The sequence below is a fragment of the Microbacterium sp. 10L49 genome (assembly GCF_056395125.1).
This window is the reverse complement of record NZ_JBFTIW010000002.1, coordinates 500,361-525,682: the sequence shown is the minus strand read 5'-3', so window position 1 is coordinate 525,682 and position 25,322 is coordinate 500,361. Positions and strand designations below refer to the sequence as shown.

24 protein-coding genes are annotated in these 25,322 nt (G+C 68.8%); 19 read left to right on the top strand and 5 right to left on the bottom strand.

Annotated features, from left to right (window positions below; genetic code table 11):
* Positions 1–5 precede the first annotated feature (5 nt).
* Complete coding sequence (locus AC1DCT_RS06975; RefSeq protein WP_441977721.1) at positions 6–1,280, top strand: RNA polymerase sigma factor; 1,275 nt, start codon at positions 6–8, stop codon at positions 1,278–1,280.
* Between the two features lie 54 nt (positions 1,281–1,334).
* Here the strand turns inward: AC1DCT_RS06975 and AC1DCT_RS06970 are convergent, their stop codons facing one another.
* A complete protein-coding gene (locus AC1DCT_RS06970) occupies positions 1,335–2,294 on the bottom strand; it encodes a Bax inhibitor-1/YccA family protein (RefSeq protein WP_477428202.1) in 960 nt (319 codons plus the stop codon).
* Between the two features lie 87 nt (positions 2,295–2,381).
* On the opposite strand from AC1DCT_RS06970, the gene AC1DCT_RS06965 reads away from it, so the two are divergent.
* The 10 genes from AC1DCT_RS06965 (at position 2,382) to AC1DCT_RS06920 (ending at position 12,602) form a co-directional block, all read left to right on the top strand.
* On the top strand, positions 2,382–3,383 hold the full coding sequence (locus AC1DCT_RS06965) for a glycerophosphodiester phosphodiesterase family protein (RefSeq protein ID WP_441977720.1): 1,002 nt from the start codon (positions 2,382–2,384) through the stop codon (positions 3,381–3,383).
* Positions 3,384–3,484: 101 nt separating this feature from the next.
* A complete protein-coding gene (locus AC1DCT_RS06960; RefSeq protein ID WP_477428200.1) occupies positions 3,485–4,474 on the top strand; it encodes an ABC transporter ATP-binding protein in 990 nt (329 codons plus the stop codon).
* A complete protein-coding gene (locus AC1DCT_RS06955) occupies positions 4,471–5,496 on the top strand; it encodes an ABC transporter permease (RefSeq protein WP_477428198.1) in 1,026 nt (341 codons plus the stop codon). The genes AC1DCT_RS06960 and AC1DCT_RS06955 overlap by 4 nt, the downstream gene beginning before the upstream one ends.
* A gap of 77 nt (positions 5,497–5,573) precedes the next feature.
* Positions 5,574–8,069, top strand: coding sequence for an ATP-dependent helicase (locus AC1DCT_RS06950; RefSeq protein WP_477428196.1), 2,496 nt, complete (start codon positions 5,574–5,576; stop codon positions 8,067–8,069).
* Positions 8,070–8,135: 66 nt separating this feature from the next.
* Complete coding sequence (locus AC1DCT_RS06945; protein ID WP_477428194.1) at positions 8,136–9,272, top strand: SseB family protein; 1,137 nt, start codon at positions 8,136–8,138, stop codon at positions 9,270–9,272.
* Between the two features lie 162 nt (positions 9,273–9,434).
* A complete protein-coding gene (locus AC1DCT_RS06940; protein WP_477428192.1) occupies positions 9,435–10,058 on the top strand; it encodes a SipW-dependent-type signal peptide-containing protein in 624 nt (207 codons plus the stop codon).
* A gap of 10 nt (positions 10,059–10,068) precedes the next feature.
* Positions 10,069–10,692: a SipW-dependent-type signal peptide-containing protein gene (locus AC1DCT_RS06935; RefSeq protein WP_441977714.1), complete on the top strand. Its 624-nt coding sequence runs from the start codon at positions 10,069–10,071 to the stop codon at positions 10,690–10,692.
* Between the two features lie 74 nt (positions 10,693–10,766).
* The gene (locus AC1DCT_RS06930) at positions 10,767–11,471 is read left to right on the top strand and encodes a signal peptidase I (protein ID WP_477428190.1); all 705 of its coding nucleotides are present in this window, start codon (positions 10,767–10,769) and stop codon (positions 11,469–11,471) included.
* Positions 11,458–12,096 (top strand): LPXTG cell wall anchor domain-containing protein, encoded by a 639-nt coding sequence (locus tag AC1DCT_RS06925; RefSeq protein ID WP_477428188.1) that lies wholly within the window; start codon positions 11,458–11,460, stop codon positions 12,094–12,096. The genes AC1DCT_RS06930 and AC1DCT_RS06925 overlap by 14 nt, the downstream gene beginning before the upstream one ends.
* Positions 12,093–12,602 carry a hypothetical protein gene (locus AC1DCT_RS06920; RefSeq protein WP_477428186.1) on the top strand — a complete coding sequence of 170 codons (510 nt, stop codon included), beginning with the start codon at positions 12,093–12,095 and terminating at the stop codon, positions 12,600–12,602. The genes AC1DCT_RS06925 and AC1DCT_RS06920 overlap by 4 nt, the downstream gene beginning before the upstream one ends.
* 22 nt (positions 12,603–12,624) lie before the next feature.
* Here AC1DCT_RS06920 and AC1DCT_RS06915 read toward each other — a convergent pair whose 3' ends face one another.
* Entirely contained in the window at positions 12,625–13,302 is a 678-nt protein-coding gene (locus tag AC1DCT_RS06915) for a YqaJ viral recombinase family protein (RefSeq protein WP_440733902.1), read from the bottom strand.
* A 275-nt stretch (positions 13,303–13,577) separates the two neighbouring features.
* Here AC1DCT_RS06915 and AC1DCT_RS06910 point away from each other — a divergent pair, with 275 nt between their 5' ends.
* The 3 genes from AC1DCT_RS06910 to rplL all read left to right on the top strand — a co-directional run bounded on the left by AC1DCT_RS06910 (position 13,578) and on the right by rplL (position 15,948).
* Positions 13,578–14,552 (top strand): hypothetical protein, encoded by a 975-nt coding sequence (locus AC1DCT_RS06910; RefSeq protein ID WP_440733901.1) that lies wholly within the window; start codon positions 13,578–13,580, stop codon positions 14,550–14,552.
* Between the two features lie 476 nt (positions 14,553–15,028).
* Positions 15,029–15,517 carry a 50S ribosomal protein L10 gene (gene rplJ, locus AC1DCT_RS06905; RefSeq protein ID WP_045273388.1) on the top strand — a complete coding sequence of 163 codons (489 nt, stop codon included), beginning with the start codon at positions 15,029–15,031 and terminating at the stop codon, positions 15,515–15,517.
* A 47-nt stretch (positions 15,518–15,564) separates the two neighbouring features.
* Entirely contained in the window at positions 15,565–15,948 is a 384-nt protein-coding gene (gene rplL, locus AC1DCT_RS06900) for a 50S ribosomal protein L7/L12 (RefSeq protein WP_045250549.1), read from the top strand.
* A gap of 131 nt (positions 15,949–16,079) precedes the next feature.
* Here rplL and AC1DCT_RS06895 read toward each other — a convergent pair whose 3' ends face one another.
* Positions 16,080–17,099 carry a LacI family DNA-binding transcriptional regulator gene (locus AC1DCT_RS06895; RefSeq protein ID WP_440733900.1) on the bottom strand — a complete coding sequence of 340 codons (1,020 nt, stop codon included), beginning with the start codon at positions 17,097–17,099 and terminating at the stop codon, positions 16,080–16,082.
* Positions 17,100–17,334: 235 nt separating this feature from the next.
* Between AC1DCT_RS06895 and AC1DCT_RS06890 the strand changes: the two genes are divergently transcribed.
* The 5 genes from AC1DCT_RS06890 (at position 17,335) to AC1DCT_RS06870 (ending at position 22,576) form a co-directional block, all read left to right on the top strand.
* A complete protein-coding gene (locus AC1DCT_RS06890; RefSeq protein WP_440733899.1) occupies positions 17,335–18,666 on the top strand; it encodes an ABC transporter substrate-binding protein in 1,332 nt (443 codons plus the stop codon).
* A gap of 111 nt (positions 18,667–18,777) precedes the next feature.
* Entirely contained in the window at positions 18,778–20,121 is a 1,344-nt protein-coding gene (locus AC1DCT_RS06885) for a carbohydrate ABC transporter permease (protein ID WP_441977708.1), read from the top strand.
* Entirely contained in the window at positions 20,121–21,089 is a 969-nt protein-coding gene (locus tag AC1DCT_RS06880; RefSeq protein ID WP_440733897.1) for a carbohydrate ABC transporter permease, read from the top strand. The genes AC1DCT_RS06885 and AC1DCT_RS06880 overlap by 1 nt, the downstream gene beginning before the upstream one ends.
* A gap of 119 nt (positions 21,090–21,208) precedes the next feature.
* Positions 21,209–21,862 carry a phosphatase PAP2 family protein gene (locus AC1DCT_RS06875; RefSeq protein WP_477428184.1) on the top strand — a complete coding sequence of 218 codons (654 nt, stop codon included), beginning with the start codon at positions 21,209–21,211 and terminating at the stop codon, positions 21,860–21,862.
* 96 nt (positions 21,863–21,958) lie between these two features.
* Positions 21,959–22,576, top strand: a complete 618-nt coding sequence (locus tag AC1DCT_RS06870) for a GNAT family N-acetyltransferase (protein ID WP_477428182.1) — start codon at positions 21,959–21,961, stop codon at positions 22,574–22,576.
* 142 nt (positions 22,577–22,718) lie between these two features.
* Here AC1DCT_RS06870 and AC1DCT_RS06865 read toward each other — a convergent pair whose 3' ends face one another.
* Both AC1DCT_RS06865 and AC1DCT_RS06860 read right to left on the bottom strand, forming a co-directional pair.
* Positions 22,719–23,738: an asparaginase domain-containing protein gene (locus tag AC1DCT_RS06865; protein WP_477229577.1), complete on the bottom strand. Its 1,020-nt coding sequence runs from the start codon at positions 23,736–23,738 to the stop codon at positions 22,719–22,721.
* A gap of 25 nt (positions 23,739–23,763) precedes the next feature.
* On the bottom strand, positions 23,764–25,260 hold the full coding sequence (locus AC1DCT_RS06860) for an amino acid permease (RefSeq protein ID WP_477428180.1): 1,497 nt from the start codon (positions 25,258–25,260) through the stop codon (positions 23,764–23,766).
* Positions 25,261–25,322 lie beyond the last annotated feature (62 nt).

Below are 25,322 nucleotides of genomic sequence, written 5' to 3'. Positions count from 1 at the left end.
GGCCGATGTCAGCATCCGATTCCGCGGCGACGGCGGGCTCCACGACGGAGCGCGCCGTCGCCGCGGTGTGGCGCATCGAGTCGGCGCGGATCGTCGCGACCCTGACCCGGTTCACCGGCGACTTCGGCCTCGCCGAGGACCTCGCCCAGGACGCGCTGCTGGAGGCGCTCGCGCAGTGGCCCCGTGACGGTGTGCCCGCCAACCCCGCCGCCTGGCTGACCGCGGTCGCCAAGCGCCGCGCGATCGACGGCTGGCGGCGCCGCGAGCGCTACGATGACCGCCTCGCCGTCATCGCGCACGATCTGGAACGCGAGCAGGATGCCGCGCTCGACGCACCACCGTGGGATCCGGACGCGATCGACGACGACGTGCTGCGCCTGGTCTTCATCGCCTGCCATCCTGTGCTGTCGCGCGAAGCACGCGTGGCGCTCACGCTGCGGGTTGTCGGCGGCCTCACCACGGAGCAGATCGCACGGGCGTTCCTCGTGCCGACCGCCACAGTGCAGCAGCGGATCGTGCGCGCCAAGAAGACCCTCGCTGCCGCGAAGGCTCCGTTCGAGGTGCCTCCGCGGCAGGAGCTGCCGGAGCGGCTCAGCGCCGTGCTGGGCGTCCTGTATCTCGTGTTCAACGAGGCGCACGCGGCGACGGCGGGGGAGGACCTGCTGCGTCCCGACCTGGGGCGCGAGGCGATCCGGCTCGCGCGGGTGCTCACCGCCCTGCTGCCGGCCGAGCCCGACGTGCACGCGCTGCTCGCGCTCATGGAGCTCACCGCGGCCCGGTTCCCGGCCCGGGTCGACGCGCAGGGGGATCCGGTCCTCCTCGCGGATCAGGATCGTCGCCTGTGGGATCGCGGCAGGATCGCGCGTGGACGCGCGGCGCTGGCCCGCGCGGACGCGTTCGGCCGGGGCCGGGGCGCCTACGCGCTGCAGGCCGCCATCGCGGAATGCCATGCGGTGGCTCCATCGGTCGAGGCGACCGACTGGCCCACTATCGTGCTGCTGTACGAGGCGCTCGGACGGATCGCGCCGTCGCCGGTCGTGGAGCTCAACCGGGCCGCCGCCGTCGCGATGGCCACGGGCCCCGCCTCGGCGCTGCGCATCATCGACGCCCTCGCCGAAGGCGGCGCACTGCGCGGCTACCATCTGCTGCCCGCCACCCGCGGCGAACTGCTGCTGCGGCTCGGGCGCGCGGACGAGGCACGGTCGGAGTTCGCGGTGGCCGCCGCGCTCGCGGGCAACGACCGGGAGCGCGCGCTGCTCGAGCAGAAGGCGCGCGGCTGAAACGACGAAGGCCGCCCTCCGAGGAGAGCGGCCTTCGTGCGGATCCGGTCCGCGTCAGTTGTTGCCGCGGGCGATCGCGATCATGCGCAGGATCTCGACGTACAGCCAGACGACGGTGACCATGATGCCGAAGCCGCCGAGCCAGCCGTAGACGCGCGGGGCGCCGTTGCGCACACCCTGCTGGATCTGGTCGAAGTCCATCACCAGCGAGTACGCGGCGAGGAACACGACGAGCACGCCGATGATGAGGCCGAGCGGAATGCCGGCGATCTTGGCGCTGTAGAGGCCGAACATCATGTCCTGCGGCAGCACGTTGAAGAGCATGAGCCCGACGTTGAGCAGCGAGAAGACCAGGTAGCCGAGCATCGCGATCATCACGATCTTGGTCATCTTCGCCGAGGCGCGCACCTTGCCGCTGGCGAACAGGGCCAGGGTGACGGCGACGACGGCGATGGTGGCGAGGCTGGCCTGCAGCACGATGCCGGGCCACATCACCTCGAAGAACGCGGAGATGCCGCCGACGAACAGGCCCTCGAACGCCGCGTACGCGAAGATCAGTGCGGGGCGCACCTTCTTGCGCGAGGTGAAGCTGACGACCATCGCGAGCACGAAGCCGCCGAGCGCGCCGACGAGCCAGGGCCACAGGGCGATCTTGCTCATCGCGGCGGCGCGCACGTACGGGTCGGTGGTGTCGGGCACCGCGGCGCCGCCGAGGGTGAAGAACCAGCCGATCACTGCGAAGACGAGCAGGATGCCGAACAGGCCCGCGGTCTTCCACACGGTGTCCTCGACGGTCATCCGATCGGTCTCGATCGCGCCCGCGGACGGAGCCGCGTACATCCCCTCCAGGTTCGCGTTGACGGCGGCCTGCTGGGCCGCGGCGAACTGGCCGGCGGGCGGCGGCGGGGCGTACTGCCCGTTCTGGGCACCTGCCTGGGGGCCTCCCGGATAGGTCGCGACAGAGCGCGGATCCTTCTCCTTGAACGCCGGGTTGTTGAACACGAAGTTGCTCATGGTCGGCCTCACTCCTCAGAAGTGGTGGTCATCTTCCCTCTACGATAGCGGCGGATCCTACGAGAGGCACTGCCGTACGCTGAGAGCGTGACCCGACGGATCCCGCTCGACGTCCCCCTGCTCATCGGCCATCGCGGTGCCCCCGGCTATCGGCCCGAGCACACCGCCTCCTCCTACCGCCTGGCGTTCGCGATGGGCGCGGATGCGGTCGAGCCCGATGTCGTCGCCACGGGCGACGGCGTGCTGGTGATCCGGCACGAGAACGAGATCTCCGGCACCACCGACGTCGCGGATCATCCCGAGTTCGCGGATCGGCGCACCACGAAGCGCATCGACGGCGTGCTGCTCACGGGCTGGTTCACCGAGGACTTCACCTGGGACGAGCTGGCCACGCTGCGCTGCCGGGAGCGGATTCCCGCGCTGCGACCCACGTCCGCGGGCTTCGACGACACCGAGCCGATCCTGCGGCTGTCCGATCTGCTGGCGCTCGTCGCCGAGGCCACGGCCGAGCACGGCCGTGAGCTCGGCATCGTGCTGGAGATCAAGCACGCCACGTTCTTCGCCGGGATCGGGCACGACCTGGCAGCGCTGGTCGAGCGCGACCTGCGAGCCGCGGGCTGGGGGTCGGGCGAGCATCCGCTGTGGATCGAGTCGTTCGAGCAGACCGTGCTCGGTGACCTGCGCGGGCGCGGCGTGCAGGGGACGTACGTCTATCTTCTGGAGGCCGAGGGAGCCCCCGCCGACCTCGTCGCGCGGGACGGCGCGGTCGCGTCGGCCTACGCGGAATGCCTCACCCCGACCGGGTTGGACGGCCTGGCCGAGGTCGTCGACGGCATCAGCGTGGACAAGCTGATCCTGCTGCGCAGCACGGGGTGCGAGCTCGTCGCGGAGGCGCATGTGCGCGGACTCGTGGCGTTCACCTGGACTTGCCGCCCCGAGAACGCCTTCCTCGACCGGCGCTACCGTGCAGGCGGCGGCAAGGCCGCATTCGGGGACTACCGCGCGGAGTGGGCGGCGATCGCCGCGACCGGCGTCGACGGCGTTTTCGTGGACCACCCGGACATCGGCCTGGCCGCGTTCCGGGAGTGAGCGAAGGGCATTCCCGGGCGCAGATCCCGTGAGCGGGGCGCGTAGGAACAGAGCGATTCGCGTAACCGGTCACTTTCCTGGGAGTCTCCTATGCTGACCGGATGGACGGAATCGTCGCGGAGGGGATCGGCCGGTCGTTCGGGGGCGTGCACGCGGTGCGCGAGGCGACGTTCCGGGCAGAGCCGGGCAGAGTCACGGGGCTCGTGGGTCCCAACGGAGCCGGGAAGACGACGTTGCTGCTGATGCTCGCGTCGCTGCTCGCGCCGGATCGCGGCCGCATCCGCGTCGGCGGGGTCGATCCGATCGTGGATCCGACCGCGGCGCGTCAGGTGCTGGGCTGGATGCCCGACGCGCTGGGCGCCTGGCCCTCGTTGACCGTGCACGAGAGCATCGTGACCACCGCGCGCCTGCACGGCCTTCCCCGTGCGGACGCGCAGCGCCGGGCGGCGGAGCTGCTGGGCCTCGTGGGACTGGATCCGCTCGCGGCGACCCCGGCCAAGGTGCTCTCCCGCGGGCAGAAGCAGAAGCTCGGTCTCGCGCGCGCTCTCGTGCACGATCCGCAGGTGCTGCTGCTCGACGAGCCGGCCTCGGGCCTCGACCCGGAAGCGCGCGTGCAGTTGCGGGTGCTGTTGCGCCGGCTCGCCGCGGAAGGTCGCACCGTCCTCATCTCCAGCCACGTGCTTTCTGAGCTCGAGGAGGTCGTCGACGACACGGTGTTCCTCGTCGCAGGAACGGTCGTGGATGCGCCTGTGGTGCAGGCGCGGGCGTGGCGGATCCGCATCCTCTCCGACCGGATCCCCGACTCTCCCGAAGGGGGGAGCGCGGCGACCGAAGGGGGGAGCGCGACGACGGCCTGCCCGGATCGTCGCGCGAGCGTCGCGGCCGCTCTCGGCGTGGTTCCCGAGTCCCTCGGCATCGATCGAGGCGACGTGCTCGCCGTCTTCGCGGACGACCGGGACGCAGCGGCGGGGCTCGCCCGTCTGGTGGGACAGGGGCTCGCGGTGAGCGCGTTCGCGCCCGCGCAGAGCGAACTGGAGCAGGCGTTCCTCTCCCTCGGAGAGCCGCCGCACGATGGGGGGAGCGCCCGATGAACGCATCGCGCGTCTGGACCATCGCCCGCCTCGAGCTCACGCAGCGGCTGCGCAGCCCTGGCTGGTACATCCTGCTCGGCGTGTTCGCACTCGTCCTGCTCATCGTCACCGTCCTCGCGCTCATGGCGTTCTCCTTCACTCCGACCGTCGGATCCGGCGCCTACTCCGTGATCGTCATGCTGGTGCTGCTGCTCGTGATGCTGATCTCGCCGACGCTCAGCGGATCGTCGATCAACGGGGATCGTGAAGCGGCGACGCTGGCGAGCCTGCAGATCACTCTCGCCAGCACCGGCGACATCATGCTGGGCAAGCTCCTGGCGGCGATCATCACGGGCGCGGCGTTCCTCGTCGTGGCCGTGCCGTTCCTCGTGGTCTCGATGCTCGTGGGGGCCGTGCGCCCCGACGTGCTGCTGGTGTCGCTGCTCGTGCTCGCCGCGGAGATCGTGATCGTGGCGGCGATCGGCGTCGGCTGGAGCGGGCTGGTCGCACGGCCGCTGTTCTCCGTCGCGAACACGTATCTCGTGGTGGCCGCGCTGTGCGTCGGCACCCTGCTCGCCTTCGGTCTGGCAGGATCCGTGATCCGCACGGATGTCGAGGTGCGCACCCGCGTCTGGGATTCGCAGGACGGGCCGGACTGCGACCGCTGGGAGACGCAGACCGTACAGCAGCCGCGCTTCGACTATGTGTGGGGACTCCTCGCGGCGAATCCGTTCGTCGTGCTCGCCGACGCCACGCCGACGACCTATTCGGCATATGGCTCACCGAATGACATGTTCGGCGGGATCAAGCTCTCGGTGCGCTCTGCGCAGCTTCCTCCGCAGACGCTGAACACCTACGACCCGTGCCTGGCGAGCCCTGACGGCGGACGGCCGACGGCCGAGGAGATCATCGAATCCACCACGCCGAGCTGGTTCGTCGGGCTCGGGATCCAGATCGTGATCGCCGCGGGCCTCTTCGCGGGAGCGTGGGCGCGCACGCGCACCCCGGCGCGGCGGCTGCCGCCCGGAACCCGGATCGCCTGAGCAGCGCCTCTTCGAGGGAAGGGGCGCCGCGCTCGGCCGGGATCGATGTCGCCGGTCGGACCTAGACTTGTGAGGTCATGAGCGAAGCCCCTTCCCCCGTCATCATTCCGCCCGGATCCTCGTTCGGAGGGGTACGCGGAGCGGCCTCCAGCGCGGCCGACGACCTGCTCGCGGGGCTCAACCCGCAGCAGCTCGACGCCGTCACCTACCGGGGTCAGGCGCTGCTCATCGTCGCCGGCGCGGGGTCGGGAAAGACCAGCGTGCTCACCCGTCGCATCGCCCTGCTGCTGCGCCAGCGCGAGGCCTGGCCCAGCCAGATCCTCGCGATCACCTTCACGAACAAGGCCGCGGGCGAGATGCGCGAGCGCGTGGAGCAGCTCGTCGGGGATTCCGCGCGCGGAATGTGGATCTCGACGTTCCACTCGGCGTGCGTGCGCATCCTGCGCCGTGAAGCGGAGCAGTTCGGCTTCACGAAGTCCTTCACGATCTACGACTCCGGAGACTCGCGTGCGCTGATCAAGCGGCTCGTCAAGGAGCACGAGGCCGACGCGTTCGGCTTCACCCCCGCGGCGATGCAGTCCCGGATCTCCAAGCTCAAGAACGAGCTGCAGGACGCGGAGTCCTACGCCCGGCAGGCGAACATGTCGGATCCGGCGGAGCGCGTCTTCGTCGAGGTGTTCGCCGATTATCAGCGCCAGCTGCAGAAGGCCAACGCCTTCGACTTCGACGACCTGATCGGACAGACCGTGTATCTGTTCCGCGCCTTCCCGCAGGTCGCCGACACCTACCGGCGCCGCTTCCGGCACATCCTCGTCGACGAGTACCAGGACACCAACGCCGCCCAGTATGCGCTGATCCACGAACTCACCCGGCCCGTGCAGGGCAACGCGCCGGAGCCGTATGCCTCCAACGGCATGATGATCTTCGAGCCGGATCCGCACCAGGCGGGCGGTGGGGAGCCCGGTGCGTCGCTCACCGTCGTCGGAGACTCCGATCAGTCGATCTACGCCTTCCGTGGCGCCGACATCCGCAACATCAGCGAGTTCGAGCGCGACTTCCCCGGCGCGAAGGTCGTGCTGCTGGAGCAGAACTACCGCTCCACGCAGAACATCCTGTCGGCGGCCAACGCCGTGATCAGCAACAACTTCGACCGCAAGGACAAGAAGCTCTGGAGCGACAAGGGATCCGGCGACGCGATCGTCGGTTTCACCGGCTACTCGCAGCACGACGAAGCGCAGTTCGTCGCGGATGAGGTCGAGGCCCTGCGCCGTGCCGGCATGCCGTACGGCGAGATGGCGGTCTTCTACCGCACCAACTCGCAGTCCCGCGCGCTGGAGGAGATCTTCATCCGCTCCGCTGTGCCGTACAAGATCATGGGCGGCACGAAGTTCTACGAGCGCGCCGAGATCAAGGACGCGCTCGCCTACCTCGTCGCTGTCGCGAACTCGGCCGACGAGATGGCCGTGCGGCGGATCCTGAACAAGCCGCGCCGCGGCATCGGTGACGTCACCGAGACCTCGATCGCCCGCTTCGCCGAGGAGCACGGTCTGAGCTTCCGTGACGCGCTCGCCCACCCGACCCAGCTCGGCGTGGGCCCGAAGATCCAGGCGGGCATCGCTCAGCTCGACGCCGTGCTGCGCGAAGCCACGGAGATCATGCTGCCCGCCTCCGGTGAGGTGGCGCCGCCCACCGCCGTCGCAGAGGGACTCACGCTGCTGCTGCAGCAGAGCGGCTACATGGATGCGCTGCGCGCGAGCCGCGACCCGCAGGATGAGGCGCGTCTGGAGAACCTCGACGAGCTCATCGCGGTGACCCGCGACTTCGCCCGCAACAACCCCGAGGGCACGATCGCCGACTTCCTCACCGAGGTCGCCCTCGTCTCCGACGCCGACGATCTCGAGGACGAGTCGGGTGTGGTCTCGCTCATGACGATGCACACCGCGAAGGGGCTCGAGTTCGACGCGGTGTTCGTGACGGGCGTGGAGGAGGACCTCATCCCGCACCGGATCTCCGCGAACGAGCCTGGCGGTCCGCAGGAGGAGCGCCGCCTCTTCTACGTCGGCATCACACGTGCCCGCAAGCGCCTGCACCTCTCGCTCGCGATGACCCGCGCCCAGTTCGGCGAGGTGTCGGTGGCGATGCCGAGCCGGTTCCTGCAGGAGATCCCCTCGGAGCTCATCGACTGGCGGCAGTCCCCGGGCGACGTGAACTCGCGTGGCGGAACGCAGTCCCGCGCGCTGAACGCCCGACGTCCGGGCGGATCCGGGTCGGGTGGCTTCGGTGGCGGATCAGGCTCCGGCGACCGGTTCGCTCCGCGGGCGCTGCCGAAGCGGGACGGGCTCAAGCCGCTGTCGACCGCGATGGACAAGTTCCCGAACCGGGTCACGGCGAAGGTGCGCGACAACGGCGACCTCGAGCTCGCCGCGGGAGATCGCATCCGTCACGACGACTTCGGCGAGGGCAAGGTCGAGGCGATCACCGGTGAGGGGGCGAAGCGGATCGCGCACGTGCGCTTCGACGCAGCCGGCCAGAAGAAGCTGCTCGTCAAGATCGCCCCGATCGAGAAGATCTGACCCGCTCAGGCCCGCTCCGCGCAGCGTCGGGTTCGACCGTGAGTGCTCCCGGTTTAGGCTGGGGCAATGGGCCTTTTCTCGCGCCGTAAGAAGCAGGACGACGACGTCACGCCGGAGTCCGCTCCCGCCGCTGCAGAGGATGTCGCTCAGCACGACTCGCCGAGCGCGGACGAGGTCGGGGCCGAGCCGTCGACCGACGCCACCGCCCCGGTCGTGAACGTCTCCGTGCAGGCCTTCCGCGGCCTGGGGTCGCCCTCCGGCCCTGCGGTCGCCCCTCCCGCCGAGACCCCCGACGCCGGCCACGACCTGATCGACCCCGTGGGCGACGAGACGCCGATCGTGCAGGCGCAGGCGCCGTCGGGGCGTCCGCCACTTCCGCTCGCCCCGGCTGACCCTCCCGAGCCGACAGAGTCGATCCCCGGCATGCCCGACAACGTGCTGCTGCGCGAGGCCCTCGCGATGCTCGGAGAGGATGCGAGTCAGGCCGAACTGCTCGGCGTGCTGCGCCAGTCGCTGCAGGGCAACCTGTTCCTGCGCGTGAGCGGAGACGCCGGTGAGCAGATCAAGGAGGGCAAGCCGCTGGCCATCGCGGTCGTCAACGACGGCGAGAACTCCTTCATGCTCGCGTTCAGCTCGGCCGCGGCCGTACGCGACTCCGTGCAGCAGGGCGACGAGGATCCGACGGAGACCTCGGCTGTCGTGCAGCCTGTGCAGGCGGTGTATCAGAACGTCGTCGACGGACCCTTCGCCGGCCTCATCATCGACAATGCCTCCGAGCCACACCGCGTGGTGTTCCCCTCGGAGATTCTGCAGAAGGCGCTGGAGGAGGCGGATCCCACCTTCGCGGTCAAGGCCCTGCTCGCGGCGCCCCGCGAGGCGGACTCCGAGGCTCGCGTGGCTGAGGCCCTCACCACCGCCCGGCTCTGGGTGGCGGTCAGCGATGTGGACGGCGACGGGCAGTACGGGGTGGCGGAGGCGCACACCGCGGACGGCGCACGTTACCTGCAGCTGTTCAGCCACCCGCTCGAGGTCATCGCGCTCGGCCGTGGCGATCAGCCGCTGCCGTTCACGGCCGAGCAGATCGGCGCCGTGCTCGTGCAGCAGCCCGAGATGAGCGGTGTGCTGGTCGATGCGGCGGGTCCCGCGATCGCGGTGAGCAGGGACGCGCTGGGACCCGTGATCGCCCTCGCGCCGGCGGAGTAGCGGCTGACGCAGAGTGCGTCCTGGCCTCGTTGCGGGCCTCCTCAAGGCCTCTCCTCAAGGTTGTGCAAAGGAAGCCTGAAGACCTGTTCAGTGGTCTTGTCAACCGGTATTCCGGAATCCAGTATGGGAGACATCAGGTCCCATACGACGCAAAGGATTCTCATGGACACCGTGACACCCACAACCCGCAACCGCCGGAAGGTCCTCGCTGTGCTCGCCGGTGGCCTGGTCCTCGGCGTCGGCGCGGCGATCACGCTCGCGGCCTGGAACGACTCCGAGTTCGCGACCGGCACCTTCACCGCCGGCTCCTTCAATCTGCAGGGGTCGACCGACGGCACCACCTATGCCGACCACGCCACGGCACCGGGAGCAGGCCTCACCTTCTCCGCGAACTTCGGCAACATGACGCCCGGCGACAGCGTGTACGCGTCGTATTGGCTGCAGCTCGACAAGAACACGACGAGCCCCGCGACGGTCACACCGGCTCTCGATGCCACGTCCGGCACGGGAACCAACGCATCGGCCATCTCGTACAAGGTCTACTCGGTCCCCAATGCGACCGCGTGCGACGTGAACGTGGCCACCACGGGCACGCTCATCCTGTCCGGAGCGAACCTCAGCACCGCCACCGGCGCGACCACGTTCCCGCTCGCCATGGGCACTCCGCCGACGACGGCCGGCGCCGCGCAGAAGCTGTGCTTCGTCGCGACCGCCGGAACCCAGGCGGTGCTGCAGCAGGGTGGCGCCGGAACAGCGGTCTGGAAGTTCACCGCGACCTCGAACTGAGCGCGCCGCGATGCTGACCCGCAGGGGGAGGCGAGCGGCACCGCGCGCCGGCGGGCGGCGGATCCGACTGCTGCGGATCCGCGCCCTGCTCGCCGGCGGGCTCGTGCTCGGCACAGGGGCGACCTCGACGCTGGCGAGCTGGAACGACGCGGAGTACGCGAACGGGACGTTCACGGCGGCGAGGTTCGGCGTCGAAGGGTCGCTCGACGGCACGAACTATTCGAAGCACACCAGTTCGAACGCGGCGGCTCTGAGCTTCAGCCCCGCCGTGACCGGGCTGTTCCCGGGTAACACGTCGTACGCGGCGTTCGCCGTCCGCGCGACGAGCGGCTCGATCGCGGGACACGTCCAGATCTCCGCCGGCACTCCGACGGGCGCTCTCTCGGACCTGCGCTACGGCGTACGGACCGTGAGCGCCATGGGGCAGTGCAACGCGGCGAGCTACGCCGGCGGCGGAGCGGTGATCCCGGACGGTTCCACGCTGGGCACCTCTGCCGCTGTCTCGCAGACGCTCGCGGCAGACCGCACACCGGTGTACTACTGCTTCGCCATCTCACTTCCGGTGGGGGCGTCGAACGGCATGCAGGGCCAGGCGATCGCGCAGACCTGGCAGCTCGTCGCGACATCGGGCTGAGCCCTCGGCGGGAACGCCGCCCACCGGATCCATGAACGCACATCCGCCGCACGTCACACAGGGAGAAGGACAGCATGACCGAGATGGGACAGCCGACCACCCGCCGCGCCGCGCGGGAGAACGCGCTGGCGGACGAGGGGCGAGGCGAGCGGGTCGAAGCGCGCAGCACGGCATCGGCGGAGGAGCAGGCGCAGGGGGCGGGTGCCACCGCGGAGAGCGGTCGGAAGCCCCGTGCCTCGGTTCGCGGAGTGCTCAGCGAGATCCTGCTCTGGGTCGTGGCGCTGGCGGGGCTCATCTGCATCGTCCTGGTGATCCTCGCGTTCACGGCGCACATCACGCTCATCATGTTCCGCACCGGATCCATGGCGCCGACGATCCCGACCGGATCCGTCGCGATCGTGCAGCAGATCCCCGCGTCCGAGGTGCACGTCGGCGACGTCGTGACCGTCGACCGGCCGGGCGAGCTTCCTGTCACGCACCGGGTGCGCGCTGTCGCCGACGGCTCCAAGCATGGCGAGCGTCTCCTCACTCTGCGTGGCGATGCGAACGCGCAGGATGACGTGGCGCCGTATCCGGTCTCGACCGTGCGGATCGTGCGCTTTGCGATCCCCGGACTCGCGCCGGTGATCGTGGCGTTCGGCAATCCGTTCGTGCTCGGAGGGATCACGATCGGCGTCGCGGTCCTCGTGGTCTGGGCGTTCTGGCCGCGCGGTCGTGGTTCCGGGAGAGGTCCGGAGGAAGCCCCCGGGCCTCGACGGGAGAGCCATGAGTCGCCGTGACCGTCGTGCCCTGCCTGCTCTCGTCGCGCTGGCGTCTGCGCTGCTTCTGATCGGGCCGATGCCCGGAGCCGGGGCGGATCCGGCGACCGAGGTCGTGCAGGGCCGATACGTGCGCATCGTGTCGAGTGCCGATTGGGCGGCGGCTTCGACGATGGGGCCGGGTGTCAGCGTTCGCTGGGATCTGGAGGTGAGCGCTGCTGCGCCGAGTCCTGGCACCGTCCGTGTCGGCATCAGCGCTCTCGGGGACGCGCCGGTCGCGGTCGACGTCCGACTCTGCCCCGTCGCGTGGCAGGGGGAGGACTGCGCCGGCGGCTCTCACGTCCTCCGCAGCGGCTGGGGAGTTCCCCGCGACGGACAGACGGTGGAGCTCGACACGATCTCCTCCGGCGACGTCGCACACGTCCGCCTGGACGTGCGGCTCGCCGGTGACCGCGGGGCGGGAGCCACGCAGATCCGCGTCCACGCGGACGGGTTCGGCGATCGGATCCAGACGGGTCCCGGTGCGCAGCTGGCGGCGACCGGCGGATCCGTGCCGCTACCCTTGATCGTCGCCGGTGGAGTTCTGCTCGTCGCCGCGGCACTGCTCCTGCTCCTCCGGCGACGTCGCAGGGGAGAGGGCTCATGACCGCCGCGAAGCGCCCGACATGGCGCCGTCGCCTCCTCGCCGCGCTCGTCGTCGGAGGATGCGCGGCGGTGCTGCTCTGGCCGCGGCCGGCCTTGACCGACGCCTCGTACACGGACGGGGAATACGTCGCGAGCGGCACTGTGACGGCCGCGACCCTCTCGGATCCGACGAACCTGACCTGCACGCCGACGAAGGCGCTCAACATCCTGACCGGTGTCACCGTGACCTGGCAATCGGCGTATCCGCTGTCGCCGACGACAGCCCCGATCGCGACGCTGACAGCCAACCCGTCCAACTACTCGGCGGCGATCTCCAGCTCAGGGTCAGGACCGTACATCCACACCATGGTTCTCAATCAAGGGCTCCTCGGCGGCATCCTCAACAACGTCCTGGGAAGCACGGTCACTTTCACGGTCACGAATCAGGTGGGTACGAACTGGCATTCGGCGAGTCTCGTCAAGACGTTGACGACAGGCGCGCTCGGGGCGAACCCGAAGTGCCTGTGATCGTTCGAGACTCGAGCGCAGGTCACTCCGCGAGAGCCAGCGCGCGGAACATGTCACGCTCGCGCAGCGCATCCCGGCTGCTGGGTGCGGCCGGTGCGGGCCGCGGAGGGGTCTGGCCCGTCGTGCGGTGATAGAGCTCATCGATCAGGCGCGTGGCGAGCCCGACCAGGCGGCCGATCTCGCGGTCGTCACGGTCGATCCACACCGACTTGGGCTCGTCGTGGATCGGCTGGAAGTCGTCATGCTCCTCCCAGACGAACAGCGTGCGCTCGGCACCGAGCACATGCTGCTGCCACCACACCTGGCGCAGATAGGTGCGGGGGATGGAGCGCCACGACTTGTTGGTGGTCTTGATCTCAGCGAGAAGCACGCGACCGTCCGGCTCCTGCACGATGCCGTCCGGGGTGGCCAGGTGCCGCTTCTCGACCTCGGCGCAGAACAGTGCAGACGAGGGCATGATCCCGTGCGTCGCGGCGACCCAGGCGGCGATCTCCGGTTCGCGACGCCGGCCGTGGTCGGTATAGGCGTTGCCGCCGAACCGGGGCCCCGCGCCGAGCTTGGCATCCGCCGCGCGGGCGATCGACGTCTCGCTCGTGAGCCCGGCGACGTCCGTCGCGGTGATACCGCGTGCCCTGGCCCGCAGCCACGCCACCCGATCGCGGGAATCCGCGATGATCCGCGCTTCGAGTTCCGGGGTCACTCATCGAGGCTACCTCCGCCCGCCGACGCTCCCGACCTGGCACGCCGTAGGATCCCGTGGCGCGTGCCCGGTCTCCCAGACTCCGAGTGCACATGCTGTCGGCGAGAGCACACGTTCCTCGCGCGAACAGTGTGTGTGCTCGTCGAGAGCGTGCGCACTCGTCGACCGGAGCGGCGAGCGAGCCTGCGCCCCGCACACGACGAGGTCGCGGGAGGTTCTGCACTGATTGCGGGACTCGGTCCCCATGGTGCAGCGGTCGCGGTACACCATGACGCATGGTCAACGACGTTCTCGAACTCGCACCCGAGCTGCGATCCCGGCAGGCGCTTCTCTGCGCCGGATGGACGGACCGGGACCTGGCCTCAGCCGTCCGTGACCGCACGCTCCACCAGCTGCGGCGGGGGTGGTACGTCGATGTCGGCGTATGGAAGGTGATGTGGCCCGAGCAGCGCCATCTCATCGAGGTCGTCGCTGCGGCACGGGAGGCCCGCGGTCCGATCGTCATGTCGCACGTCTCGGCGGCCGTCCTCTGGGGTCTGCCGTTGTATCGGATGGCGCCGGATCGCGTCCACATCACGTCCAGCGTTCCGCAACGCGCCTCGAGTAACGTCCGAGTCGAGCGCCACGTGGCGCCGCTCGGGTCGTTCGACACCTCGGTGATCTCTGGGATCCGGTGCACGAGCCTGTCGCGGACCGTCTTCGATCTCGCGCGGTCGATGCCACTGGAGGCCGCGGTCAGCGCCGCAGACGCTGCCGAGCGGATGATGGCGCTCCGAGGGCGGGAGTGGGATCTCGATGCGGTGGAGTCCTGGCAGGCCGGCCTCGCCCAGCGGCTCGAGGAGGCGGCCGGTGCGCGGGGCATCAGGCAGGCGCGCTGGGTGGCAGATTTCGCCGACGGTCGGGCGCAGCTCCCCGGAGAGAGCGTGAGCAGGCTGCGGCTCCACCGGCTGGGTTTCGCAGCACCGCGATTGCAGGTCGGCGTGCCGGCGCCGGACGGGCAGATGTACTTCGTCGACTTCGGACTGGACGATGTGCGCGCATTCGGCGAGTTCGACGGCGAGACGAAGTACCGGGACGAGGCGATGCGCTCTGGACGTTCGATCGAGGACGTCCTGCTCGCGGAGAAGCAGCGCGAGGACTGGATCCGCGGCCGCACGCAGCGGCGCATGGCCCGATGGGGCTCGTCGCACATCCGCACGGATGAAGGCCTGGCGCGGCGTCTCGGCTCGTTCGGCATCTGCCCGCCCTGACTCACGGATTCGTTCCGTCTCTGCGAGCGGCTGGCGTGCGCCGAGTGCACACGCTCTCGCCGAGAACACATCTCCCACGCGCCAACAGCGTGTGGGCTCGTCGAGAGCATGCGCGGTCGGCGGAATGCAGGAGGCAAGCACGGGAGACGAGTGGGGAGGTGGCGGGTGGCCGCGTGTCTGACCGGGATCCTGTGGCGGCAGCCCTTCTCGATTTGGGCGAGGGGGCAGGATGCCGTAGTCTTGACGTAACCGAAGACCGCTGGTCATCGTCGTGTGCGCGAGCATGAGGCGATCGAAGCACTGCCGGATCCTGGATCCGATCAGCAGAGGCCCGCGCAGGTGTCACGAACGATCTCCAGATCCTGGATCACGCTCCGTGCGCTTGCGCCGGAGCGTTTTTGTTTGCCTGCAGAGCGCGGCGGTCGAGGTCGGTGCTCCACCGCCGTGGAGCATCCCGTACTCATCAAGGAGTGACCATGGCGCAGAAGGATGCATCGGTCGCCGAGCTCACGAAGAATTTCGAGGACTCGAACGCCGTCCTGCTGACCGAGTACCGCGGTCTGACGGTTGCCCAGCTCAAGCAGCTGCGCAACAACATCCGTCAGGACGCGAGCTACGCCGTGGTGAAGAACACGCTGACCAAGATCGCCGCGAACAACGCGGGGATCACGGCGCTGGACGACGACCTCAAGGGTCCGTCGGCCGTCGCGTTCGTGCACGGCGACTTCGTCGCCACCGCCAAGGCTCTGCGTGACTTCGCCAAGGCGAACCCGCTTCTCGTGATCAAGGGCGGCATCTTCGAGGGCAACGCCCTGAGTGCCGACGAGGTCAACAAGTACGCCTCGCTGGAGAGCCGTGAGGTTCTGCTTGCGAAGGCCGCGGGCATGATGAAGGCGACGATGGGCAAGGCTGCGGCCACCATCGACGCTCTTCGCGAGAAGCTGGAGACCGCTGAGGCTGCCTGAGCCTCCCCGGTCTTTTCCCAAAAACCCCATCTATTAGGAGAAACATCATGGCGAAGCTCACCACTGAGGAGCTGCTCGACCAGTTCGCTGGTCTGACCCTTGTCGAGCTCAGCGAGTTCGTGAAGGCGTTCGAGGAGAAGTTCGACGTCACCGCTGCTGCTCCCGTCGCCGTTGCCGGCGCTGCGGGTGGCGCTGGTGCTGCCGAGGCCGAGGAGGAGAAGGACTCGTTCGACGTCATCCTCGAGGCTGCCGGCGACAAGAAGATCCAGGTCATCAAGGTCGTCCGCGAGCTCACCTCGCTGGGCCTCGGCGAGGCCAAGGCTGTCGTCGACGGTGCCCCGAAGGCCGTCCTCGAGGGCGCCAACAAGGAGGCTGCCGAGAAGGCCAAGGCTTCCCTGGAAGAGGCCGGCGCGACGGTCACCCTCAAGTAAGGTCCGTCGAGCGAGGCGCAAGGCGCCTCTCCTCGCGTTCCGACGCTGCGAAGGCCCCGGGCTCTCCCGGGGCCTTCGTGCGTCTCTCGCGGACCCGGCTCGTCGAGCTCGTCGAGCGGCTCGGCAGCAGGTCAGCGGGCGGTTTCCAGGCGTGGGACCGCCGTCGACTGGCGGGCCACCAGTGTCGCCGGGGAGATCACGTGCTCGAGGGGCGCGTCGGTGTCCTGCATCCGCGCCTGCAGCAGGCGAACCGCCTCGATGCCCTGCTCCCGTGGGTTCTGCCGGATCGTGGTGAGGCTGAACATCTCGGCGTAGCGGTGGTCGTCGATCCCGATCACGCTCAGCTCGCTGGGTACGCCGATGCCGAGGCGCTGCGCGGCGATGATCGCGCCCACGGCCGCCTCGTCGCACACAGCCGCGATCGCGGTGGGGCGGTGACGACGATCGGCGAGCAGTGCTGCGGCCGTGGCGAATGCCTCGGGGATCGTGGACGTCGTGCGCACCGCGCGGATCCGGTGCTCGAGCCCGGCGGTGGTCATCGCCTGGCGGTAGCCGTCCAGGCGCTTGTGCTCGCCGTAGCTGAAACGGTCGCCGTCCAGCGCGTCGCCGAGGAACGCGATGTCCTCGTGGCCGAGGTCGATCAGATGCTCCGTGGCGACCCGTGCGGCCGCCACATCGTCGATCGTGACGGTGTCGGCCCCCTCGGTGAACGGTCCGACCGACACGAGCGGCAGACCGATGCCCGCCAGGCGTTCCAGCTCGTGCGCTCCCGGCTGGAGGCAGACGGCGATGATGCCGTCGAAGCGGCGACCGGCCAGGGCGTGATCGAGCATTCGGGCGCGCTCGGCGCTGCCTTCCGCGGCGCCGTAGAGCGCGAGGTCGAGGCCGTCGGCGATGAGCGCCTGCTGGAGGCCGGCGAGCAGCTCGGCGAAATACCATCGGTCGGCCATCGGCATGATGACGCCGATCGTCGAGGTGCGCCCCGTGGCCAGGCTCGACGCGCTGGAGTGCGCGGAATAGGCGAGTTCCCGTGCGGCGCGCTCGACGCGTTCTCTCGTCTCTGCGGACACGTAGCCGTTCCCGCTGAGCGCGCGACTGGCCGTCGATTTCGCCACGCCCGCCCGCAGTGCGACGTCGATGATCCCGGTCACGGCGTGTCCTCCTCGAAACGGATCCCCTCACCATAGCGATATCTCACACACTATGGAACCGGTTCCTTGAAAGCGCTCCCATGGATCCGGCCCCGCGACGAGCCCGGTTACCCAGTTGTGATCCGACGCACGTTGCGCAATGGGTACGAGGGTCACTAGTGTCGCCTGGAAGCGGTTCCTGAAGGAGCCCCCAGCGCTGGGGAACTCGACCCCGCGAATTCGAAGGAGAAAACGTATGGGAATGTCTCAGCGACGTCGCCTGATCGCGCCTCTGGCGCTGCTTGCGGTGTCCGGACTCGCGCTCGCGGGCTGTGCCGAAGGCGGCTCGTCCGGCGGTGGGGATTCGTCCGGCAAGGGGGAGACCGTCAAGATCTCCGGCGGTATCACCGGATCCGAGGCGGATCTGCTGAACAAGTCCTTCGACCAGTTCACGAAGGACTCCGGCATCAAGGTCGTCTACACGGGTGACAAGGGCTTCGAGGGCAACATCGTCACCAAGGTGTCCGGTGGTAGCGCCCCGGACATCGCCATCGTGCCGCAGCCGGGTCTGCTGAAGAGCCTGGTCGGCACCGGTCAGGTCAAGGAGGCCCCTTCGGAGGTCTCCGCCAACGTCGACAAGAACTGGTCGAAGGACTGGAAGACGTACGGCACCATCGACGGCAAGTTCTACGCCGCCCCGATGCTTGCCAACGTCAAGGGCTACGTCTGGTACTCGCCGGCGAAGTTCAAGGAACTCGGCGTCGAGGTGCCGAAGACCTGGGACGACCTGCTGGCACTCACCAAGACGCTTCAGGAGAAGACCGGTGCCGCTCCGTGGTGCGCGGGCTTCGCCTCGGGTGACGCCTCCGGCTGGCCGGGCACCGACTGGATCGAGGACCTCGTGCTGCGTCAGAGCGGCACCGACGTCTACGACAAGTGGGTCGCGGGCGACGTCAAGTTCACCGACCCGCAGATCAAGCAGGCCTTCGACGCGGTGGGTTCCATCCTGCTCGACCCGAACTACGTCAACGCGGGCTTCGGCGACGTGAAGAGCATCAACTCGACCGCGTTCGCGGACGTCGCGGCCAAGGTCGCCGACGGCACCTGCCTGATGACGCACCAGGCCTCGTTCCTCTCGTCGAACTTCCTCGACGTGAAGACCAAGGCGGGCGCCGCGCCGAAGGTCGCCCCCGACGGCGACGTGTACGCGTTCGTGCTCCCCGGCGTCAAGGAGGGTGAGAACACCATCGAAGGCGGCGGCGAGTTCGTCGCGGGCTTCACCGACAGCGCCGCGACCAAGAAGGTCCTGGAGTTCATGTCCTCGCCCGAGTTCGCGAACGCCCGCGTCAAGCTCGGCGGCGTCATCTCGGCCAACAAGAACGCGGACGCCTCGCTGGCATCCAGCCAGTTCCTGCAGGACGCGATGAAGACGCTGCAGGATCCCAAGACCACGCTGCGTTTCGACGCGAGCGACCTGATGCCGGCCACCGTCGGTTCGGGCTCGTTCTGGAAGGGCATGGTCAGCTGGGTCGACGGAAAGCCGACCGATCAGGTCCTGAGCGACATCCAGGCCGGCTACAAGAACTAGTCTGAGTACCACCTGAGAGGCTGCGGGGTCGTCCGCCATCGCGGGCGGCCCCGCAGTCGTTTCGGGAAGGTCCTGAAAGTGTTCATCGTCGAACCGTCATAAGGGGTCCCTATGTCGCAATCCACAGCGACCGAGACCACGCGATCCGATCGCAAGACCGAGTCCGTGAGTTCCGGCCGCACGACCGCTTCCCGATCCGTCACGATCGGCGCCTACATCGTGGGCGCAGTCGTGATCATCGGGGTGTTCATCGCCCTCCTCGCCGGTGGTCCGGCGGACAACCCGAAGCCGACGTCGCTCGGCTTCTCACTGAACAGCTTCTTCACGTGGCTCGGCGGGCTGAACCCGCTGCTGCAGATCCCGCTCGTGCTCCTCGTGTTCGCCATCGTCGCGGGCATCCTGCTGGTGCTCATCGAGTACGCGCCGCGGCACGGGAAGGGCTATTTCTGGCTGCGTCTGGTGGCGTGCTTCGCGATCCCGGTGCTCGCGTTCATGATGCTGCGGCCCTACCAGAACGCCGTCGTCTACGTCATGATCATCGCCCTGGTCGCCGGCGGCCTGCTGTTCTTCGCCGACTACCGCGCGCGTGAGGGCTCCGGCTACCTGTTCCAGCTCACGCTGTTCATGGCGCCGGCCACCCTTCTCCTCATCGTCGGCCTCATCTACCCGGCCGTGTCGACGATCATCCAGTCGTTCTTCGACAAGACGGGCAAGGACTTCGTCGCACTCGAGAACTACCAGTGGGTCTTCACGAACCCGGAGGGCTTCTGGTCCGTCATCAACACGCTGATCTGGGCGCTCATCGCGCCGATCGTGTCGACGATCTTCGGACTCGCCTATGCCGTGTTCATCGACCGCGCCCGCGGCGAGAAGATCCTCAAGGTGTTCGTCTTCATGCCCGTCGCGATCTCCTTCGTCGGCGCCGGCATCATCTGGAAGTTCATCTACGACTTCCGGCAGGGCGACCAGATCGGCCTGCTCAATGCGATCGTGACGCTGTTCGGCGGCAAGCCGGTGTCCTGGCTGGACACCACTCCGCTGGTCAACACGATCTGCCTGCTCATCGTGTTCATCTGGACGCAGACCGGGTTCGCCATGGTGATTCTGTCCGCGGCCATCAAGGCGGTTCCGACCGAGCAGATCGAGGCGGCGTCGCTGGACGGCGCGAACGCCTGGGAGAGGTTCCGCAACGTCACGGTCCCAGGGATCCGCTCGTCGCTCATCGTGGTGCTGACCACCATCACGATCGCATCGCTCAAGGTCTACGACATCGTCGCGGTGATGACCGGCGGTCGGGCCAACAGCACCGTGCTCGGCTTCGAGATGGTCAACCAGCAGCAGCGCTTCCAGAGCTACGGGCACTCGTCGGCGCTGGCCGTGGTGCTGTTCCTGTTCGTGCTGCCGCTGATCATCTACAACGCCCGGCAGATGGCCAAGCAGAGGGAGATCCGCTGATGAGTGCGACACAGGCGATCGTCACCGACAATCGCAGCAAGCGCCAGGTCGAACGCGACACCCGCCGCAACGAGGCGACCGCGCAGAAGCGGCTCACGTCGAGGGGCGCCACCATCGCCGCGGTGATCATCGCGATCTTCTGGACGATCCCGACGCTCGGGCTGTTCGTCACGTCGTTCCGTCCCGGGGCGGACTCGAACAGCACGGGCTGGTGGACGGTCTTCGTCAATCCGTCGTTCACGCTCAGCAACTACGCCGACGCGCTGAACTCCGGCGGCACGGCTCTCACCCTCGGCGCCTCGTTCGTGAACTCGCTGGCGATCACGATCCCGGCCACGGTGATCCCGATCTTCATCGCCTCGCTCGCGGCCTACGGCTTCGCGTGGATGAACTTCAAGGGCAAGAACCTCGTGTTCGTGTTCGTGTTCGCGTTGCAGATCGTGCCGATCCAGATGGCCCTGGTGCCGCTGCTGTCGCTGTTCTCGCGAGGGCTCACCCTGTTCGGGACGCAGATCTTCCCGGGCTTCACCCTGCGCGACGTCGACCACAGCTTCGCCACAGTCTGGATCGCGCACGCGATCTTCGCGATGCCCCTGGCGATCTTCATGCTGCACAACTTCATCGCCGAGATCCCGGGCGAGGTGGTCGAGGCGGCCCGCGTGGACGGGGCAGGACACGGGCAGATCTTCTTCCGGATCATCCTGCCGCTGGCGATGCCTGCCATCGCGTCGTTCGCGATCTTCCAGTTCCTGTGGGTGTGGAACGACCTGCTCGTGGCGACGATCTTCGCGCCCGAATCGTCGTTGCCACTGACCCAGACGCTGAACTCGCTGTCCGGCACCTGGGGCAATCAGTGGTACCTGCAGTCCGCGGGTACGTTCATCTCGATCATCGTTCCGCTGATCGTGTTCTTCGCACTGCAGCGGTTCTTCGTGCGCGGCCTCCTGGCCGGCGCGACGAAGGGCTGATCCGAGCGATCCCTCGAAGGCCGGTGCCCCTCTCGGCGGGTGCCGGCCTTCGTCGTTCCACCGGCGCGGCGTCGGCGCCGGATGCGAAGTGCGACAGCGCGTCGGGGGAGAATGGCCGGATGACACGTCGGCTCGCCCTCATCCTCGGCATCATCGGGGTGACGGCAACGGTCGTCGCCGCGGTGGTGCTGGCCACGGCCCCCGGCGTGATCGTGTCGCTCGACGACGCCTGGAACCTGGAGATGGGCGAGTGGCGCGGCCCCGTGCTCGTCGGCTGGGCGCTGGTCATGAACGTGCTCGGCGGAGGATGGGTCGCGACGATCCTCACGCCCCTCGTGATCGCGGCGCTCGCCTGGCTGGTGCGGGGCTGGCGCGGCGCCCTGTTCACGCTGATCGCATTCGTGGTGAGCGCGGGCGTGGTGCAGCTCGTGAAGAGGTCGCTGGGGCGTGCGCGCCCGCAGGATCTGCTGATCGCGTCGGATTTCGGGTCCTTCCCGTCCGGTCACACCGCGAACGCCGCGGCCGTCGCCGTGGTGCTGTGGTTCTTGTTCCCGACGCTGTGGGTGGCCATCGGGGGAGCGGTGTGGACGGTGGCGATGGGATTCTCGCGCACCGTGCTCAGCGTGCACTGGTTCAGCGACACCGTCGGCGGTGCGCTCATCGGTGCGGGCACGGCGTTCCTGGTGGCGGCGGTGCTGTGGCGCTGGGTCCGGCTTCCGCGCGTGCTCGACGAGGCGTCGACGCGGGATCCCTGGGCGGATCCGCCTCGCTAGGCTGAGGGGATCCGCAGGTCCCTGAGCGGCCCTCGTCTCGTGGTCCCTGAGCGAGCGCAAGCGAGACGCGGGGCGCCGAGAGAAAGGTATGGCCACGTGGCACGCATCCGCCCGTTCCGCCCCGAGGACGTCGACGGGCTCTACGACGTATGCGTGAAGACGGCCGACGTCGGCGCCGACGCGACCGGCATGCTCGAGGACGACGCGCTCTGGGGCGACCTGTTCGCGGTCCCCTACGCGCGGCGCGATCCGGGCCTGTGCTGGGTGGTCGAGGCCGATGACGCGCGAGTGATCGGCTATGTCGTCGCCACCGATGACACGAACGCGTTCGCCTCGTGGTTCCGCGACGAATGGTGGCCGTCCCGACGGGACCGCTACCGCGCGTCGGGTGCGGCCGAGCCGACGCCGCAGGACCGCTTCATCGCGTACGGCGACCGGCAGAAGCCCGGCGATGATCCGATCGTGCAGGAGTACCCGGCGCACCTGCACATCGACCTGCTTCCGGAGACCCAGGGGCAGGGCCTCGGGCGGCGGCTCATCGACACCCTGCTCGCTGAGCTGGGTTACCGCGGCGTCCCAGGCCTGCACCTGGCCATGAACGCCGACAATCACTCCGCCGGCGCCTTCTACGAGCGGCTCGGCTTCACGAAGCTCGCCTCGGGCGACGGCAGTACGACGTACGGGATCAGGATCCCCGCTGCAGGGGCCCTCTGAGCATCAGAACCGTCGTCGTCCGGGCTCTGGCGACGTGCGGCGGGCGGGAGATCCCCCGACATCCCGCCCACCGCACGCCGCGTCTGCTCCCTGGTGGCAGGGCGGGTGGTTTCACCACGCGCGCGCCTCGCCACAGGGCGTCTCACCCGTGCCGTTCCCCGATCAGGTTCGTCCCGAGGTAGTCCCTGAGCTCGGCACCCGCGAAGCCCGCACGCGCCAGCGCACCCAGCTTTCCGAGCGCGGCTTCGCTGGTCATGTCGCCGGCGCCGATCGCTCCCGCGTCGGCCAAGGCGGATCCGACCGCGTACCTGTCGAGCACCACCGATCCGTCCTCGCACTGCGTGACGGCGAGCACGACCGTGCCTCGCCCGGTGGCGGCGCGGATCGCATCGGCGAGCCCGCCGCTCACGGCCGGTGCCGTCCCGGATCCGTAGCATTCCAGCACGATCCCGGTCGGGCACTCGTTCATCGCGGCGACCAGCTGCAGTGCGTTCACACCGGGGACGACCTTCACCAGTCCGGTTCTCGGCGCCGGTGCGCCGGCCGCGCGTCGCAGCGCGTCGGCGAGCCGGTCGTCGACCCCGACCGGCTCCGCCGCGAGCGTCCGTGGTGCGGCGAACGCCTGCAGGCTCTGGGCCGAGCGCTTGGTCGCCCGCACGGCGGGGAGCACGGATCCGCCGAACGCGATGTGCACGCCCTGCAGCGCATCCCGGTCGGGAGCGGAGATCGCGAGGGAGAAGTTGTCGATCGCGTCGGTGCCCTCGAATCCGATCGGGAGCTGGGCTCCCGTGAACATGATCGGCGTCGGCAGATCGGCGAGCGCGAAGGCGGCGAACGCCGCGCTGTACGCCAGGGTGTCGCTGCCGTGGATCACGACGACCGCGCGGGGATCGTCCCGGGTGATGATCTCCCGCAGCTGATCGGCGAGTCGGCCGAGCGCCGCGCAGTCCATCTCGGCGCTGTCCATCGCGCGCTGGGTCTCCGTGTAGACCCACTCGGCCGGCTGCCCGTCGGTTCCCCTGACTCCCGCCATGAGGCCCTCGATCTCGGTCCGCAGGCGCGGGTTCGGAACCAGGCCGTGCGCAGACGGGACCATCCCGAACGTGCCGCCGGTGTAGAGGATCGCGAGCGGGCGGGAGGACCGGGGCCGCTGAGCGGTCACGGATCCTCCCGGCTTCTGCTGCTGCTCAGTCATTCGCGCCCGGAGCGGTCGGCGCGTCGTCGATGCCCGCTGGACGCACGTCGATCGCTGTGGTGAGCGCGTGCGCGTCGATCCGCCCGCGGACGGCGTACCAGCCGATCACGAGGAGGATGATGACCACGACGAACGCGATCAGGGTGATGCGACCGACCCCCGGGTCGAGGGCCATGAGGAGCACGACCAGCGCGAGGAATCCCAGGGTGACGCCGTTGGTGACGGGCGCCCACGGCAGACGGAATGCCGGGCGCTCCCGTCCGTCCCGCTTCATCTTGCGGATGAACAGCCAGTGGCAGACGATGATCGACGCCCAGACCCCGACGATTCCCAGGCCCGCGAGGTTGAGCACGATCTCGAACACCTGACCGGGGACGACTATGTTCAGGAAGACGCCGACCGCTCCGAGCGCGGTCGTGATCAGGATCCCGCCGTACGGGACGCCTGCCTTGTTCATCCGCTTGGCGAACTTCGGTCCGGTGCCGGCCATCGCGAGCGAGCGCAGCGTGCGACCGGTGGAGTACAGCCCGGCGTTCAGGCTCGACATGGCGGCGGTGAGGACGACGAGGTTCATGATGTCGCCGGCGTGCGGGATCCCGATAGCGCCCATGACCGTCACGAACGGGCTCTCGTCCGCCTTGTACGCGTTCCACGGCATCAGGAGGGTGAAGAGCACGACCGATCCGGCGTAGAAGAGCATGATGCGCCACATGATGGAGTTGACCGCACGGGGGACGACCGAGCGGGCGTCCTGGGCCTCGCCGGCGGCGACGCCGACCATCTCGGTGCCGCCGTAGGCGAAGACGACGCCGAGAGCGATGACGAACATGGCGCCGACCCCCATCGGGAAGAACCCGCCGTTGTCGGCGATCATCGAGAGGCCGGGGGTGTGTCCGTTGATCGGCGTCTGGGTGACGATGAGGTAGACGCCCAGGATGCCGAACAGCACGATCGCGCCGACCTTGATCAGCGCGAACCAGTACTCCAGTTCCCCGAACAGCACCGCCGAGGTGACGTTCATCGCCATGACGATCACGAGCGCGACCAGCGCGATCACCCATTGCGGGATGGGGGTGAAGAACGACCAGAAGTGCGTGTAGAGCGCGATCGCGGTGATGTCGGCGATCACCGTCGTGCCCCAGTCGAGGAAGAACAACCACCCGACCGTGAAGGCGCCCTTCTCTCCCATGAACTCGCGCGCGTACGAGACGAACGCGCCCGACGACGGGCGGTACATCACCAGCTCGCCCAGGGCCCGGACGACGATGAACGCGAAGAGGCCGCAGACGATGTAGACGACGGCCAGTGAGGGTCCTGCGATCTCCATGCGGCCGCTCGCGCCGAGGAACAGGCCGGTTCCGATCGATCCGCCGATGGCGATCATGTTCATGTGCCGGCGCTTGAGCGCCTTCTTGTACCCCTGGTCGCCCACGTCTGCGACGGCTTCCTGTCGCCCGTTCTCGACCTGAACCTCTTTGTTCTGCGTCACCCCAAAGCCTTCCTTCATCGGCGGTTGGTTGGACAGTTTCTGTCCAGCTGTCGGACAGCTTA

Excerpts from the sequence above, each read along its gene's own strand:
- AC1DCT_RS06910 (WP_440733901.1), top strand. The coding sequence starts at position 13,578 with ATGGTCAACGACGTTCTCGAACTCGCACCCGAGCTGCGATCCCGGCAG.
- AC1DCT_RS06940 (WP_477428192.1), top strand. The coding sequence starts at position 9,435 with ATGGACACCGTGACACCCACAACCCGCAACCGCCGGAAGGTCCTCGCT.
- AC1DCT_RS06950 (WP_477428196.1), top strand. The coding sequence starts at position 5,574 with ATGAGCGAAGCCCCTTCCCCCGTCATCATTCCGCCCGGATCCTCGTTC.
- rplL (WP_045250549.1), top strand. The coding sequence starts at position 15,565 with ATGGCGAAGCTCACCACTGAGGAGCTGCTCGACCAGTTCGCTGGTCTG.
- AC1DCT_RS06935 (WP_441977714.1), top strand. The coding sequence starts at position 10,069 with ATGCTGACCCGCAGGGGGAGGCGAGCGGCACCGCGCGCCGGCGGGCGG.
- AC1DCT_RS06925 (WP_477428188.1), top strand. The coding sequence starts at position 11,458 with ATGAGTCGCCGTGACCGTCGTGCCCTGCCTGCTCTCGTCGCGCTGGCG.
- rplJ (WP_045273388.1), top strand. The coding sequence starts at position 15,029 with ATGGCGCAGAAGGATGCATCGGTCGCCGAGCTCACGAAGAATTTCGAG.
- AC1DCT_RS06880 (WP_440733897.1), top strand. The coding sequence starts at position 20,121 with ATGAGTGCGACACAGGCGATCGTCACCGACAATCGCAGCAAGCGCCAG.
- AC1DCT_RS06890 (WP_440733899.1), top strand. The coding sequence starts at position 17,335 with ATGGGAATGTCTCAGCGACGTCGCCTGATCGCGCCTCTGGCGCTGCTT.
- AC1DCT_RS06960 (WP_477428200.1), top strand. The coding sequence starts at position 3,485 with ATGGACGGAATCGTCGCGGAGGGGATCGGCCGGTCGTTCGGGGGCGTG.
- AC1DCT_RS06885 (WP_441977708.1), top strand. The coding sequence starts at position 18,778 with ATGTCGCAATCCACAGCGACCGAGACCACGCGATCCGATCGCAAGACC.
- AC1DCT_RS06975 (WP_441977721.1), top strand. The coding sequence starts at position 6 with ATGTCAGCATCCGATTCCGCGGCGACGGCGGGCTCCACGACGGAGCGC.
- AC1DCT_RS06875 (WP_477428184.1), top strand. The coding sequence starts at position 21,209 with ATGACACGTCGGCTCGCCCTCATCCTCGGCATCATCGGGGTGACGGCA.
- AC1DCT_RS06930 (WP_477428190.1), top strand. The coding sequence starts at position 10,767 with ATGACCGAGATGGGACAGCCGACCACCCGCCGCGCCGCGCGGGAGAAC.
- AC1DCT_RS06920 (WP_477428186.1), top strand. The coding sequence starts at position 12,093 with ATGACCGCCGCGAAGCGCCCGACATGGCGCCGTCGCCTCCTCGCCGCG.
- AC1DCT_RS06970 (WP_477428202.1), bottom strand. The coding sequence starts at position 2,294 with ATGAGCAACTTCGTGTTCAACAACCCGGCGTTCAAGGAGAAGGATCCG.
- AC1DCT_RS06955 (WP_477428198.1), top strand. The coding sequence starts at position 4,471 with ATGAACGCATCGCGCGTCTGGACCATCGCCCGCCTCGAGCTCACGCAG.
- AC1DCT_RS06945 (WP_477428194.1), top strand. The coding sequence starts at position 8,136 with ATGGGCCTTTTCTCGCGCCGTAAGAAGCAGGACGACGACGTCACGCCG.